Here is a 12,754-nt window from a genome sequence, read left to right on the forward strand (position 1 = left end):
ACCGGAACACGTGCCACATCGGATCAGCATTGTGACGGAGGTGCCCCTTGACGTTTCGCTTCGGTAGCCACGTCCACACGGGTTTGCCTGCGTGCAACCACCCACGAGGACCTTGCCTTTCGAAAGATCGAGGCTAATATTGCAATCGGCACCTCATGCCAGCTGTGCGCTACGGAAGTGTTCCGTAAATGCGAAACTGAGGCGTAGCACCGATTGACCCATGCTGACCCGTCGACACGTCGACCAGGAACGGCGCACACCTGAATATCGACGCTTATTGTCTACGGAGACCGCAGCATGATTACCCCGCAAATGCGCGCGCTCGCGCGCAAAGTATCCGAGCTCGCCAGTTCCTACCGCATTAGGTTGTCCGAAAACGAGGCGCTTGACCTCACCGGGCACCTGCTGTGCGATGAAATGATGGCTGTCGTAGAGAGCGATCCGCCTGACTGGCATTGCATCCTCTGGAATCGGGATGCGGCGGCTACGGGAGAGGTCTACTCGCTCTGCCGCAGCGCGCCAGCTGCGGTTGCCGCGGTTGAGAACCACGCACAGTCTGAGCTGCACGACCTTGACGAAGTCGAGGTGGCTGGTACCGAACTGACGGTGTACAGCAATGGCGAACTCTACGCACGTATTCGTCGTCCCGATTGGGTTGAGCCGAACCCAACAACCTATCGACGCATGGCCACGCTTGTATCACCCTTGCGGACATGGGAGGAGGATCGCCTCCACGAAGCCTTGTCGAGCTTACCGGCGTGGCAGGTTGAACAATACAACCGCTATCCCACCTGGTTTCCTGAGGGGGAGGAATTCGAACGGCGTGGAGAGTGGCTGCCCAGACTCTCGGCGAACATGACAGAGGGCGCACCACTCGAGCAGAACCTCCTGCCCATGTGGCCCACTCCCAATGCAATGGCTGCCACGTTGCACCAGCAACTGTCAGAACGCGCCGGTGGGCGGCTCAAACTCGCCCACTGTCAAGAGGGACTCGCGACGATACTGGGCGTTGGGTCGTGGCAAGTGCTTCTGGCCCGATTCCGCGCCAACAGTTTTCCGCACGTGATGGTGCAGACTGTGGCGGAAGAAAACGCTGAACCAGGGATTCGCTTATACAAGGGCCCAGTTGAACTGTTGGCCTGGACCTATGATTTGGCCTTGCAGAGGAAGGCTGTAGGAGCTTCAACGCTTTTTGTTCAGGTTCAGTGGTTGAACTCGTTTCATCTGGCGCTGACCCACAGACTGATGTCCCGGGCCGACCTGCATCTGGCAGTGAAAGCGAAAAGCACGGTTCCTTCAGACCTTTCGGGAGAGGAAAGCATGCGGTGGGACGAGGTGAATCGCGGCGTGGCTGAGGAGGCACAAGAATGGACGGACTACGGGTTCGGCCTCGACCAGTTGGGTGCCTCTGATGAGGATACAGAAGTCGCCAGGCAAAAACTGATTGAGTTGGGTTACAGCTAAAGGCACACGTAAGACTGATGAGGTTTGTCCGGGCGGCGGCCGCCGCGCGGGCGAGCCCACGGACAAATTGAGAGGAAGCAGGAGGGGCTCCAGAAGGTGGGTCCGATCGCTGGGGCATGCCTGCCGAATGCGAGCGAAGCGGATGCGGCGCTTGCCGCGGCCGAAGGGTTTCTCGCCAATCTCGGCGCCCTGCCCGACTAGGGCGGACGTTACGGCGAGGCGGGTCCCACCCCAGATGATCGCAACAGGGGCTGCTGGGCCTCCACCGCCCCTCTGCGTGAATCACGCCAAGGGCCCGCCCGCCAATACCTCAGGATGCTTCTTTCTCATCCCCTCAATGAACGTCGCCTGTGCCGGAGCGAGCCCCGCCTGCGGAGGTCTGCAGCGTGTGACGCCCTCGACGTCGAGCCCAACGCCATAGTCCGTCGCCAGTTTCTCCAGCGCCTCGGTAACCTCCCGTCCAAGACCGCTCAAGGGCACTTTGGCGCCCGTCGTGTCCGTCGCATCTATCACCCATTTACCGGAAGCCTGGCGGCGGAGCACAGTGACCGCAGTGGGCTCGGTGAATGAGCCGCCGGCGCCTGTTTCGTTGAACGCGTCGAAGCTAAAGCTGTCGTTCGCGGGTTGGAAGATCAACCGGAAACGCCACTTTCCGAGACGCGCCTCATGTGCGATCCAGAAGCCACCGCGCGGGCCGCTGGGGGCAGACGCATGCTCTTTCAGGTACTTTTCTATTTCCGCGAATACACTCTTGACCGGGTGATCGGCGTGATACGACTCGATCTCAGCCTTGGCCTCCCGATAGACCACTTCGGCAGCGCGCAGTACAGCGCGCATGTCATCGGGGCCTTTTCGGGTGGCGAGCGCCGCCAGCAGTTCGGGGTCGGGCTCGGAATATGGCCCCTTGAGCATCATGACGCTCTCCTCCAGCGGCCACGCTTCGACACGCAGGCGCCGTCGCGGACCGGCGTATGAGAGAAGCAAGCTTTGTCCCGCCAGGGCGCCGGGGTGCTCGCAGTCCGTGAGTTTCACGGTGAAATCGTTAGGGCTGCCGGGATATTCCTGGTGGCCATCGAAGTGCTGCCACACCATCCAAACCATCGCGAGCGCGTCCATCGCGCCACGGATGATCCGGATGTCCGACTGGAACGGTGCGTCGCTGCTCGCTGCTGAATCAGTGGCGAACTCGCGGATGTCCACCATCCAGAATTCATCCTTGACGCTGCCGCGGGAGGCAGTTCCGGCAGTTTCGGGTTGCCTGACGCGCTCTGCGTCACAGGCGGCCTGCCAATTGGGAAAGCCACGCAGACGAGCGACAAATCTCTGGCCGTCGTGGAGTTGTACTTCTCCTGGTACGCCGAATTCCTTGAGCAGGACCTGGGCGTTCTTGGCTTGCTTTTTGAGATGATCAAGCGACATGACGGAGACTCCTTGGAAGGATTCGGGATGTCAGACGCCCGCTATCTGCACCCGAAGCCAAAAGGATTCGTCGTGGCGCTGTGAGACGCGTGCCTCGCGTTGCGCGAGGGTCCTGCGCCCGGTGCCCGTAGAGCTTCACCCTTGCGGGCGGTGCGGCTCCGGGAAGCCGCCATACGAGCTTAGTAAAGCTTTGGAAATGCAGCAAGCCGCAGTGCTGCGGCGGCGGCCCAGAGACCGCGGCTAGGTGTTCAAATAAACAGGGCCAATACATCCGCGAGCTTCCCCATGAAGCATATTTTGCGCGAAATCGACACTGCCTGCGGCCCAAAACCCTCCTTGTTTTGGTCTAAATTTTTGCCCCATCAGGCCTTAAAAATCGCTCACATTGAAATGACATAAGTTACGGTATATCATGCACTTAGAAACGGGTATCGATTACATAACAATGTAAACGGATGGCAGCATATCAATGTAAACCACTCATGCCATATCAATGTAAACCATCCCGGCATGTCAATGTAAAAGCTCGGCGTAGTTCAAGGCAATTTTCGCGTCCCCCACACTGTCATCCATGGCCACCTCTTCCAAGACCAAACAGTCCGCCAAGCTCGCGTCTGCCCTCAAGGCCCTCAAGAAGCTGCAGGACAAGCACCACGGCGTTGTCGAGCACACGGACCTGACCGACGAGCAGCGCGCCCTGCTCGTCGACACCGGCTTTCTGCGCTCGATCATGAAGGGCTGGTACTTCTGCAGTAATCCGGGCGACGGCGACGGTGAGTCGACGAGCTGGTATGCAACGTACTGGGCATTCATCTCGCGCTACCTGGGTAAGCGCTTCGCTAAGCGTTACTGCCTGAACCCCGAAGCTTCGCTGCTGCTGCACACCGGGAACACCACGATACCGGCGCAGGTGGTCGCAGTGGTCAAGGAAGGAAGCTCGTATTACCTCAACTTGCCCGCCAGCAAGTCAGTGTTCGTCTACGCCGACGAAAACCGCGTGCCCAAATCCCGGGTGGAGATCCGCGGCCTTCAGGTGTGGCCGGTTGCCGAGGCGCTATGTCTGGTCGGCCCGCAGTTCTTCGTGAACAACGCGGCCGATGCGGAAATCGCGCTGATGCTAGTGCGAAATGCGAGTGAGGTCCTGACCACGCTCCTCGCTGACGACGGGAAGACCGCCGCGGCCGCACGGCTGGCGGGCGCGTTCACATTCATGGGTCGTCCGCAGGAGACGAAACGCATCGTCGACAGCTTCGCCGCGGCGGGCCGGCCCATCAAGCCGGTCAACCCGTTCGAAAGGCAGGAGCCATCCCTCACGCCGAGCCGCCAGCGCTCGCCGTATGTGCTCCGGCTGCGCTCCATGTGGGCGAGATGGCGCGGCGCGGTGATAGCCGCGTTTCCGCAGCCGCCGGGGATCGGCCAGGACGCCGCTGGCTATCTGGCGCAGGTCGACGAGCGCTACGTCTCTGACGCGTATAACTCGCTGTCCATAGAGGGCTACCAGGTCACGGACGAACTCATCGAGCGTGTGGCCCGCGGAGACTGGGACCCTGAAGGCGATCCGGAACACGAGAAGGAAAAGAACACGCTTGCAGCTCGCGGGTACTTCCTCGCGTTTCAGTCGATCAAGGAGAGTATTGCGCGCCTTTTCGCCGGGGATAACGCCGGCGACATTGTGGAGCACGACCACCACAACTGGTACGCGCAACTTTTCGGGCCGTCGGTACAAGCGGGCATACTCGCAGCACATCAGTTGGCGGGCTACCGAACAGGGCCGATTTTCATCCGCAACTCGCTGCACGCGCCTGTGCCGCGCGACGCGATCCTCGACTGCCTTGAGGCGCTCTTCGACCTGATCAGGGAGGAGCCACACCCGGCGGTTCGAGCGGTTCTTGGGCATCACCTGTTCGTGTTCATTCACCCGTACTTCGACGGGAATGGGCGCATCGGCCGATTCCTGATGAACGTGCTGCTCGCGTCGGGCGGGTACCCGTGGACGGTGGTTCGTGTTGGCCGCCGCGCCGAGTACATGAAGGCGCTCGAACAGGCGAGTGTCGACGGGGAAATCACGCCGCTCGCGACGTTCATCGCCGAGGAGATGACGCAGTGGTCGCCAACGCGCGAGTGACTCGCCGCGGATAGCTGGAGCACCCAGCCACCTGCGGCGTGGCCCTGCACAATGACTGTGCCGGGCTCCGCCACCGGCTGCTGGCGGCGCTCCCTCGGTATGTTGTTTCGAGTACGCTTTTTCCTTAGCTTAAATCTTGACCTCGAACGTAACGCCTTTGGGACCAGACGCTCGATCCGCAGTCTGGTAATCACCGTAGACGCCTTCAAAGCGATGGACGTCCATCGTCCGGTCGTAGGTCTGCGCGACATAAACGAACTGCGGGTCGGACTGCGGACCAACTACCTTGACTTCACGAACCTGTGATCCCGGCCGATCATCAGGTCGAGTCAGATGTACACCAGCGTACTGTTCCCCACCCATGGCGTCACCGATAATAACGAATACGTTCATGATCTGTTCCTGTTTCCAAGCGGCCAGACGAGCCGGCGAATTTTCCGGGGTTTAGGCGGGCAACTTCGACGGCACCGCCGACATGCCGTAGATCGTTTTGCCGACCGTGAAGTGATGCCCGTCGCGCGCGAGAACAGCGCTCTCAGCCGCTTCGGCTGCCGCTATAGATGCCACGAGCCCATCTCGCAGCTTCACGGCGTCAGCGAGCGTCAATTCAATTGCGACACCATCAAGCGTTACCACGACTGGATGCTGGACGATGCCCCCGGCAACCGTTCGTGCCTGCACCCCACCCTCAAACGTCTGTTCGTTGTACATGATGATTTTCCTATGCCTTTGCGGTGCCCAAGATACGCACCCAAAACGAATGCGCCCGAGCGTTCGCTGCAATTGCCAAAAGCACGAGCACTCCAACAGTGTCGGCCACCGGACCGCCGAAGTCACAGAACGTAACCACACCGCGCATGATTGCCCCAGCCGCGAGCGCCGTCGTCACGAGGCACATACTGGCCGCCAGTCTTCTAGCAATTTCGCTCATCAGTTTGCCGTGGGTTATCGACCAGCCTTGCGACGCGCGCCCCAGCTCGTGGCGATAAGAAAGCCGACCGCAAGAAAAAGTACAGGCGCGCCGATCACAACCCCGGCATCTGCCAGCTTGAGCGCCCAATTCGGCGCGGGGAAAATTCCCGAGCCGAGAATGAAACCGCTGCCGGTCAAAATGGCGGCCGATACAGCAATCCGCTTCACGGACCCTTTCAGTGCTTCGAGCATGTCTGTAATTCCAATCGGCTACCGGCCGGTGCGGAGCACTCACGTGCCAAACGGTTTTCCGGTGCGTCAGTCACAGTTGACGCCGAGAACCAGCAACTGGGTTCCGGCAGGGATATCGGTATTGTCGAGGCCAAAGATGTTCAGCGTCTCGCGATCCAGTCTTAGGGGATAGACAGCCTGCTTCAGCTGGGCCATATCGCCCCCTGCTAAGACGTTCTTGGCGAGCCAAGCGAGGTAGGCCTCCTTGTGCTCCACTTCTACCCCGTAATCAATCCGATCAGCCTTGCACGTCCGGCAGAATTCCTCATTCGCGAGTGCCGCCATCAGCTCGCAACCACGGGTCGGATTGAGTTCAAGTGCGTACCCATTGAGTTGATCGCCGGAGAAACCGTTGCAGGTGTGCGATAGCGCGCCCCAGTCGGTTTCGTCCCTCCTGATCGAGGGGTGCCAAAACACCAACCACGGCCCGGCATCGTCAAGCTAGACCTCGTTCGACCGTGCGTCATTGCCCCATTGCTTCAACATATGCGCTTCCCGTTTTCCTATGCCTTAATGGACTGTAGAGCTTCCGCTCAGATCCAGCAGACCAGCCGCGACGAACGCGCTCCGATGTTCCAAGAACGCACTCTCGACCTTCTCGATGTCAAGCAGGTTCAAAGTCACGCGGTTCTTGTCGAGAGTCGTCACCGTGACCGTTGCGAGCAGCCCATCACCGACCACCGTTCGATCAAGCCCGTTAGCGATCCCAACGACTTCTCCGTCTGCCACGTCGGTAAGGATAATCTTGACGAGCCCACCGATCAGGTGCATCGACAGTTCTTCTATGTGGGCGATCTCGGCTTCCGTTGCCGCAAGCCGCTGTTCCGTAGGTGCGTTCATGTGTTTTCCAGTGCCGCGCGTGGCGACGAATTTTCCGATACGTCTCAATCAACCTTGACGACTTCTAGATCGTACTCGGCCATCCAATCGGCTCCGGCGCCGCCATCGCTTGTAACAACCCCGTTATCCAGCTGATTGCGGATTTGTTCCTCGAATTCTTCGATGGATTCGCATTCCATTGCTTCGAGGTCCGCGTCCGACACTTCGATCCTGATAAGCATTTGTCGCTTCCTTCGCCGGCGCGGCCGGCTGTGGTTTTGAGTCGGGCGACTCACGGTTGCCGCCATGAGCGGTAACGATCAGGCGTCCAGTAATTTTCCTCTGTCACTTGCCAAGCGCCGCACGCTGGCTTTCTTCAAGGCGGGATCGAACTTCTGCGTCCGCGATTTTTGCCGTCGCCTCGCCCTCACCTGGTCAGCGAGCCGGCCACGGTCGAGCATGCCGTAGAGAGCGTCGACGGGCACAAGGCCGTCTTCGCGCCTGTACAGGTCGCGATTCTCCCAGCACGTCTTGAGTTCGTTCCGCACGTCTGCCGACGCATGGCCGAGCACGACGCGGGCAACTTCGGTAGGGATACGAATGAGGTTTTCTGTCGTTTGTCCGTTGCGATCGCGCATACCTGTTTTCCCATGCGTTCACTTCTTGCCGACGACACCGGAAATAATGGCTCCCGCGATATTCCCGACAACCTTCCCGGCGTCTTTCACCGCCGATAAAGCCTGTTCTTCCATGTGGAGTTGACGCGTCATCGCGCTGACCTCACCGCGCACCAGCTCGCGGCTCATCGCACGCACTTTCTTTGCGTAGCTCTCGGTGAAGATCGACTTCGACCAGTCCCAACTAATGGCCCCTGGCTGCGACTCCCACGGAGACTTTTTCGGCGTCAACTCGCCGTTGTACGCATCGACGGCCGCGCCAACAAGAACCTCAAGACCGAGAACGCCAGGTCCAAGCGCGATCTTTTCGCCCGTTGTTAGCCCTCGGCTATCCGCGTGAAACGCGCCGTCAATCTCGGCCTGCGTCGGCGGATCGTTGAAGATGCTGAAATCGCTCATAGCTTATTCCGTTCTGTTCTCCGATGTCAGTTAGCGCGCTTCCAATTCATGTCCTGGACGCACACGAGTAGTTTGCCATCAGCGGACATCTTGGGGGCTTGACCGGTCCCGCAAAGCCGCCCTTCTGCCGGCTCAGAGAATCTGTAAAGCACTCCGCCTCCAATCAGAAATACACCGCAGACGTACCAAACCCAAGCTTGCTTTGGGCGTGCCCGCGTCTTTCCACCGATCAGTAGGCACACGCCCATGATGCCCAACGACACCGCTGCTACCGTCGTGATATCCATTTATCCCTCCGATTTCCGGTCACTTGCCACAGACAGCTGCGTCCGCCTTCCAGCGACGCGGCGGCTCCATGTCGGACTTCGGCGTGTACGGACGCACGAACACTTTGCATTTCGTGTCCGCAACCGTGACCGGTACGCTGTACCCGCCTTGACCAGCGACCGGTTCACCTGTCTTCATGGTCGCGTCTCGCGCGGCCCATTCAGCCGCGCTCTTGATGTCATACCGATCTGCAGGATTCAGAGTCTGCGCGCCGACAGACGTAGAGATGGCACAAGCCGCAATGAGAGTCGAGGCAACGAAAATCTTCATGGTCTGATTTTTTTCCTCCCGGCTACTGGCCGGTACAGGGCACTCACGCGCCGATTGTTTTCCTAGTCGGCGATGCAGCGGGCGTGCGTCGCATCTTCCAGCGTGCAGGCAGCCGCCGCGTCAACCCCGTGCCAGCTCAGCCAAGGCTTGCCGTCACGTTGGTAAAAATAGAGGCTACCCTGCAATTGCCAGTCGGTTGGCAAGAGCGAAGCTCGGTCGGCGCGCAGGTCGCTCACGTCCCGAGGCAGCATTCCGCGTCGAATCTGGTATTCAAGCGCAGCGTGAGCGACAACCCCAAGCGAGATCACTTCCTCATGTCGAGGATCTGAAAGAGGAATCACGGCGTTGGCCGCGATCGCCTTTAGCACCAGGACTCCTGCTAACGCCGCTGTTCCTATCGAGATTCGCATCGTCCGTTTTCCGATTACACGGTTTTGCCAACATCACTCGGCCCGCTGCCGACCAGCGTGCCTGCCTGCTCGACGGAAACCTTGCCGCCCGGATGCCCGCATTCCCCCAGCTTTACCAAATCAGCGGGCGCTGTTTTGCCATTGCTGATCGATCCGATCACAAGGGTATGACCCACATCGCCCGAGTGAAAGTTGAACTTGAATGGCCGCTTTTGCTTCGTCATTGAGACTGCTCCCATGGTGTTGCGCTCTTTGATGACTCGGTCATTGTGGTGCGCATTGCGTACAGTAATAGCGGACAACTTTCGCCCCGATATAACGGCTTTCAGCACCGAATCTTGAGCTCGCTGGACAGGCAACCGCCGTGTAAGGTGTTCGGGTCGCCTACCTGTTACGAGGACGTTCTCCGGCAACCGGGCGCCGTCAGGCCGGCACATTCGCCATCGGCATGCGCCGCAGGAGCGTCGTCGTAAGAGACAGGTAACCGCCTTCAAGGCGCTGCGCGTAGTCCCGCGCCCACTCCGCCGCGATCGGAGACGCCAGCGCTTCCTCGACCTGATCGAGCGTGACCGCGCCGCCGGCGACGATGCTCAGATTATGATTGATCGGCAGGATGCCGGGCGGCACGCGCACGGCCTTGGGCGTCTTCGCGATCCGCGGCACGATCAGCGACTCGCGCGACAGATCGAGCGCATGAAAGGACTCCGGGGGCATCCATACCTTGCCCTGCCGGCCGCGTTTGGCCATCAGGTGCATCCGGCTCGCCAGATGCGTCATGACTTCTGGCGCAGGTTCCTTGCCGGGGAACGTGCGGATCGCCCAGCGCGTCGGCGTGCCGAGCTTTCCGTTCTGAATATCGTCCGTGTCGATGGCCGGCACCAGGCACTCGGGCGGCAGACCGCGAGCCGTCGCGGCGTCGACCACGAACACCCCTTCAGTACCGAGCCAAGGCGCGATGCGCACATCCGCGAAGTCGCCGAGCAGCTGCATGCCCTCGTAGCGGGACTCATCCACGCCCGGATGTATCGGCTTACCGCTCAGGTTCTGCCCGGCGCCGTCGTCGGATACGAGCACCACGGCCACAGGATGCACGCGCGGCGGCGAGCCGGCGCGGCGCTGTTTGGGCCGATAGAACGCCGTCTCGGCACTCAGACGCTCCACGTGGGCGAGCGACAGGCGCTGGCCAAGCCGCTCGCGCAAACGGCTCGCTGCTGCGCCTACCATCCACCTGTCTGCCGTTACCAGCCCGATACGGCCCGCCGGGCGCACCGTGCGGCTGCATCGCTCGAGGAAGCTGTGCAGCATGTCGCCCCGCGCGTAGTCCGGCACGTGGCGGCTGTATTCGTTCCGGAGCAGATCGGGCACGTTGGCGGCGCGCAGATACGGCGGGTTGCCCGCCACGATGTCCCACTGGGGCGTCGTCGGCCCTTCCGTCAGAAAATCCCGGTTGTGGACCATGTCGTTGGCCAGCGTCGCCGCGCGGGCTGGCGACCAGCCGCGCGAGGCAAGAACGGCCGCGAGACGCGATCGCGCATCGACGCACGCCGCCGGGTGAATCTCCCACCCTTCGATCTGGCCGCGCGGATCGAACCCTGCTGGCCTGGCTGCGAGCAGCGCGTCGAGCGCACGTGCGAGGAACATGCCGTCGCCGCAACTCGGATCCACGAGTCGGCCGTTTCCGTCCGGCCAGCCGAGGCGCTTGAGCAGGTCATCGACGACGGGGCTGGCGGTGTAGATCGCGGTCCGGACGTGCAGCTCGTCGATCGCGGCCAGCCGCGCGGCAGTTTCTTCGTCTTCGAACAGGAGCAGACCTTGAGAATCGGCGGATTGGGTTTGATGGTGCATGGGTTCGGTCGTGATGGGTTCTTGTCTGGAATCAGTCCGGTAGGTCGCCTCAGGCAGTCGCCGCTGCCTTGCGAGTCTTGCCGGCTCGCGACGGCGGCGCGCAGAGGCCGCACACGAAGCTGTGGTGCGGATCGTGCGCGTGCATGACGAAATTCCCGCCGCAGCGCGTGCACGGCGCCATCGTGAGCAAACCCGAATCGAAGAAGCGCACCAGCGTCCAGGCGCGCGTGAAAGTCAGCACCGCTTCGTCATCGTCCCGCTCGATGTTCTCGAGGTAGAGCCGGTAACCCTTCACCATCGCCTGAATCGAGTCGCAGCGCGCCTCCCGCAACATGAAGCGGTAGATGTTGTAGAACAGCGAGGAATGGATGTTCGGCTGCCACGTCATGAACCAGTCAGTCGAGAACGGCAGCATGCCTTTCGGTGGCGATTCGCCCTTCAGTTCCTTGTAGAGCTTGATCAGGCGATCGCGCGACAGGCTGGTCTCGGACTCCAGCAACTGCAATCGCGCACCGAGCTCGATCAGTTCGATCGCAAGAGTGACCTCCTTGATCTCCCCGAGCACGCTCTTTCGGGCCGGGCCGGCGTTCGATCTACGCGTAACCTGATTCACCGCGCCGCCTCGGTCGTTTGATCCGGCGCCACGAGATCGCCTTCCGCGCCGCCGCCCGCGGAAAATGCGTTCCTGGCCGTCGACACGAATTCCCGAATGAGATCGACACGATGCTCGATCAGGCGTGGTGCCATCGATTCGCCATCGCGCACGTCCAGCTTGATGCGACAGATTTCGTTGCGATCGCGATGCCACTTGATGTCGATCTCCCGCGCAAAGCTGAGCAGCTTGCGCAAGAGTCTCTTCTCGGCCTCTTCGATGGTTACCGTCCGTACCGCGCCGGCTTGCGCTACTGCCACGCGGGTATCGCGCGCCTGCATGCAAGCTCTTGCGTACCGCTCCATGTCAATCTGCGTGTAGCGCCGCTCATCGCTCAGCGACCCTGCCGCCCGGGCCGGATGATGGCATGTGCCTTCGCTCTTACACTGGCCCGGCAGGTCACAGTGGTGAAACGAGCAATTCGCAAACGGCGCGGTGCGCTCATCCCGTGCCCCTGCCGCATCATCGGCGACGGGCCTGGCATAGCAATCAGGAGGGTTATTGGTGCACCTTGCAACGCACCCCGCGCACTTTTCCGGAGCGTCATTTGCGACGGTGCAGGCGGAGCGATCCCAGTTATCCGCCTGGCCGGACGTCTGGATGCTGGCCACGCCGACCGTCGGCACGTCCGCAGGACGCCAGACCGTCGCACACGCATGGCACTTGTGCGACCGATGCGGGGGGTTATCCCACTCCTCCTCGCCATCGTGCGCCGGCTCGGGAGCGTCGACGTGTTGCAGACCACATGCTGGGCAGAACAGCAGCATCGGTATCGGCTGGCTGATGATGGCCTGTCCGGGCGTCTGCAGGGTAGCGTCCAGCAGCATCCAGCACTTCGCGCGGCTGTTCATCCATTCGTAGTCTTCTGGTGATGGGCCGTCGCGGCACTGAGCATCCACCCATCCATCTCCAGTGAAGTCCCATCGAGCGACGACCGGCATAATTCGCTCGCCGTCGTGAAGTAGGACCGGCACGCTGTACTGGTCGCCGTAGAACTCCAGCGTCTCTGCTGCGGGAATATCCGGTACGCGCCTCCATCCCACCGGGATCGCCCCCTGTTGAGCCGCCTGCGGGGGGACAGTTTGCCCCGATTTTGTCACGTCGCTCATCTTGAATGTCCTCTTGACCTGTTCAGGAGGTCGTA

At 61.0% G+C, this 12,754-nt stretch carries 16 protein-coding genes and 1 pseudogene; 2 read left to right on the forward strand and 15 right to left on the reverse strand.

The window, feature by feature from the left end:
* Positions 1-297 precede the first annotated feature (297 nt).
* A complete protein-coding gene (locus tag ACN8ZM_RS39600; protein ID WP_137962608.1) occupies positions 298-1,464 on the forward strand; it encodes a hypothetical protein in 1,167 nt (388 codons plus the stop codon).
* 282 nt (positions 1,465-1,746) lie between these two features.
* Here the strand turns inward: ACN8ZM_RS39600 and ACN8ZM_RS39605 are convergent, their stop codons facing one another.
* A complete protein-coding gene (locus ACN8ZM_RS39605; RefSeq protein ID WP_137962609.1) occupies positions 1,747-2,883 on the reverse strand; it encodes a hypothetical protein in 1,137 nt (378 codons plus the stop codon).
* A 571-nt stretch (positions 2,884-3,454) separates the two neighbouring features.
* Between ACN8ZM_RS39605 and ACN8ZM_RS39610 the strand changes: the two genes are divergently transcribed.
* Positions 3,455-5,008 carry a Fic family protein gene (locus ACN8ZM_RS39610; protein ID WP_089454809.1) on the forward strand — a complete coding sequence of 518 codons (1,554 nt, stop codon included), beginning with the start codon at positions 3,455-3,457 and terminating at the stop codon, positions 5,006-5,008.
* A gap of 129 nt (positions 5,009-5,137) precedes the next feature.
* Here ACN8ZM_RS39610 and ACN8ZM_RS39615 read toward each other — a convergent pair whose 3' ends face one another.
* From ACN8ZM_RS39615 to ACN8ZM_RS39680, 14 genes and pseudogenes are all read right to left on the reverse strand, one after another.
* Positions 5,138-5,401, reverse strand: a complete 264-nt coding sequence (locus ACN8ZM_RS39615; protein ID WP_089454808.1) for a hypothetical protein — start codon at positions 5,399-5,401, stop codon at positions 5,138-5,140.
* A 51-nt stretch (positions 5,402-5,452) separates the two neighbouring features.
* The gene (locus ACN8ZM_RS39620) at positions 5,453-5,719 is read right to left on the reverse strand and encodes a hypothetical protein (RefSeq protein ID WP_089454807.1); all 267 of its coding nucleotides are present in this window, start codon (positions 5,717-5,719) and stop codon (positions 5,453-5,455) included.
* Positions 5,720-5,953: 234 nt separating this feature from the next.
* Positions 5,954-6,172, reverse strand: coding sequence for a hypothetical protein (locus ACN8ZM_RS39625; protein ID WP_089454806.1), 219 nt, complete (start codon positions 6,170-6,172; stop codon positions 5,954-5,956).
* Between the two features lie 66 nt (positions 6,173-6,238).
* A complete protein-coding gene (locus tag ACN8ZM_RS39630) occupies positions 6,239-6,631 on the reverse strand; it encodes a hypothetical protein (protein WP_089454805.1) in 393 nt (130 codons plus the stop codon).
* Between the two features lie 90 nt (positions 6,632-6,721).
* Positions 6,722-7,051: a hypothetical protein gene (locus ACN8ZM_RS39635; protein WP_089454804.1), complete on the reverse strand. Its 330-nt coding sequence runs from the start codon at positions 7,049-7,051 to the stop codon at positions 6,722-6,724.
* Between the two features lie 44 nt (positions 7,052-7,095).
* Positions 7,096-7,272, reverse strand: coding sequence for a hypothetical protein (locus tag ACN8ZM_RS39640; RefSeq protein ID WP_158077532.1), 177 nt, complete (start codon positions 7,270-7,272; stop codon positions 7,096-7,098).
* A gap of 78 nt (positions 7,273-7,350) precedes the next feature.
* Positions 7,351-7,668 (reverse strand): hypothetical protein, encoded by a 318-nt coding sequence (locus ACN8ZM_RS39645; RefSeq protein WP_089454803.1) that lies wholly within the window; start codon positions 7,666-7,668, stop codon positions 7,351-7,353.
* Positions 7,669-7,686: 18 nt separating this feature from the next.
* Positions 7,687-8,106 carry a hypothetical protein gene (locus ACN8ZM_RS39650; RefSeq protein ID WP_089454802.1) on the reverse strand — a complete coding sequence of 140 codons (420 nt, stop codon included), beginning with the start codon at positions 8,104-8,106 and terminating at the stop codon, positions 7,687-7,689.
* A 306-nt stretch (positions 8,107-8,412) separates the two neighbouring features.
* Positions 8,413-8,703, reverse strand: a complete 291-nt coding sequence (locus ACN8ZM_RS39655) for a hypothetical protein (protein WP_089454801.1) — start codon at positions 8,701-8,703, stop codon at positions 8,413-8,415.
* Positions 8,704-8,765: 62 nt separating this feature from the next.
* Positions 8,766-9,071, reverse strand: coding sequence for a hypothetical protein (locus tag ACN8ZM_RS39660; RefSeq protein WP_089454800.1), 306 nt, complete (start codon positions 9,069-9,071; stop codon positions 8,766-8,768).
* Positions 9,072-9,127: 56 nt separating this feature from the next.
* On the reverse strand, positions 9,128-9,337 hold the full coding sequence (locus ACN8ZM_RS39665; RefSeq protein WP_137962685.1) for a hypothetical protein: 210 nt from the start codon (positions 9,335-9,337) through the stop codon (positions 9,128-9,130).
* Positions 9,338-9,536: 199 nt separating this feature from the next.
* A complete protein-coding gene (locus tag ACN8ZM_RS39670; protein ID WP_089454799.1) occupies positions 9,537-10,958 on the reverse strand; it encodes an Eco57I restriction-modification methylase domain-containing protein in 1,422 nt (473 codons plus the stop codon).
* Positions 10,959-11,007: 49 nt separating this feature from the next.
* A complete protein-coding gene (flhC, locus tag ACN8ZM_RS39675; protein WP_089454798.1) occupies positions 11,008-11,571 on the reverse strand; it encodes a flagellar transcriptional regulator FlhC in 564 nt (187 codons plus the stop codon).
* Positions 11,568-12,754, reverse strand: a pseudogene (locus ACN8ZM_RS39680) (hypothetical protein); the annotation flags it as partial. The pseudogene ACN8ZM_RS39680 and the gene flhC, both read right to left, overlap by 4 nt.

The sequence above is a fragment of the Burkholderia aenigmatica genome, assembly GCF_048627025.1.
Taxonomy (GTDB): Bacteria; Pseudomonadota; Gammaproteobacteria; order Burkholderiales; family Burkholderiaceae; genus Burkholderia; species Burkholderia aenigmatica.

What these genes read in the sequence shown, in the direction of transcription:
- ACN8ZM_RS39600 (WP_137962608.1), top strand. Translation starts at nt 298, where the DNA reads ATGATTACCCCGCAAATGCGCGCGCTCGCGCGCAAAGTATCCGAGCTC.
- ACN8ZM_RS39605 (WP_137962609.1), bottom strand. Translation starts at nt 2,883, where the DNA reads ATGTCGCTTGATCATCTCAAAAAGCAAGCCAAGAACGCCCAGGTCCTG.
- ACN8ZM_RS39610 (WP_089454809.1), top strand. Translation starts at nt 3,455, where the DNA reads ATGGCCACCTCTTCCAAGACCAAACAGTCCGCCAAGCTCGCGTCTGCC.
- ACN8ZM_RS39615 (WP_089454808.1), bottom strand. Translation starts at nt 5,401, where the DNA reads ATGAACGTATTCGTTATTATCGGTGACGCCATGGGTGGGGAACAGTAC.
- ACN8ZM_RS39620 (WP_089454807.1), bottom strand. Translation starts at nt 5,719, where the DNA reads ATGTACAACGAACAGACGTTTGAGGGTGGGGTGCAGGCACGAACGGTT.
- ACN8ZM_RS39625 (WP_089454806.1), bottom strand. Translation starts at nt 6,172, where the DNA reads ATGCTCGAAGCACTGAAAGGGTCCGTGAAGCGGATTGCTGTATCGGCC.
- ACN8ZM_RS39635 (WP_089454804.1), bottom strand. Translation starts at nt 7,051, where the DNA reads ATGAACGCACCTACGGAACAGCGGCTTGCGGCAACGGAAGCCGAGATC.
- ACN8ZM_RS39640 (WP_158077532.1), bottom strand. Translation starts at nt 7,272, where the DNA reads ATGCTTATCAGGATCGAAGTGTCGGACGCGGACCTCGAAGCAATGGAA.
- ACN8ZM_RS39645 (WP_089454803.1), bottom strand. Translation starts at nt 7,668, where the DNA reads ATGCGCGATCGCAACGGACAAACGACAGAAAACCTCATTCGTATCCCT.
- ACN8ZM_RS39650 (WP_089454802.1), bottom strand. Translation starts at nt 8,106, where the DNA reads ATGAGCGATTTCAGCATCTTCAACGATCCGCCGACGCAGGCCGAGATT.
- ACN8ZM_RS39655 (WP_089454801.1), bottom strand. Translation starts at nt 8,703, where the DNA reads ATGAAGATTTTCGTTGCCTCGACTCTCATTGCGGCTTGTGCCATCTCT.
- ACN8ZM_RS39665 (WP_137962685.1), bottom strand. Translation starts at nt 9,337, where the DNA reads ATGACGAAGCAAAAGCGGCCATTCAAGTTCAACTTTCACTCGGGCGAT.
- ACN8ZM_RS39670 (WP_089454799.1), bottom strand. Translation starts at nt 10,958, where the DNA reads ATGCACCATCAAACCCAATCCGCCGATTCTCAAGGTCTGCTCCTGTTC.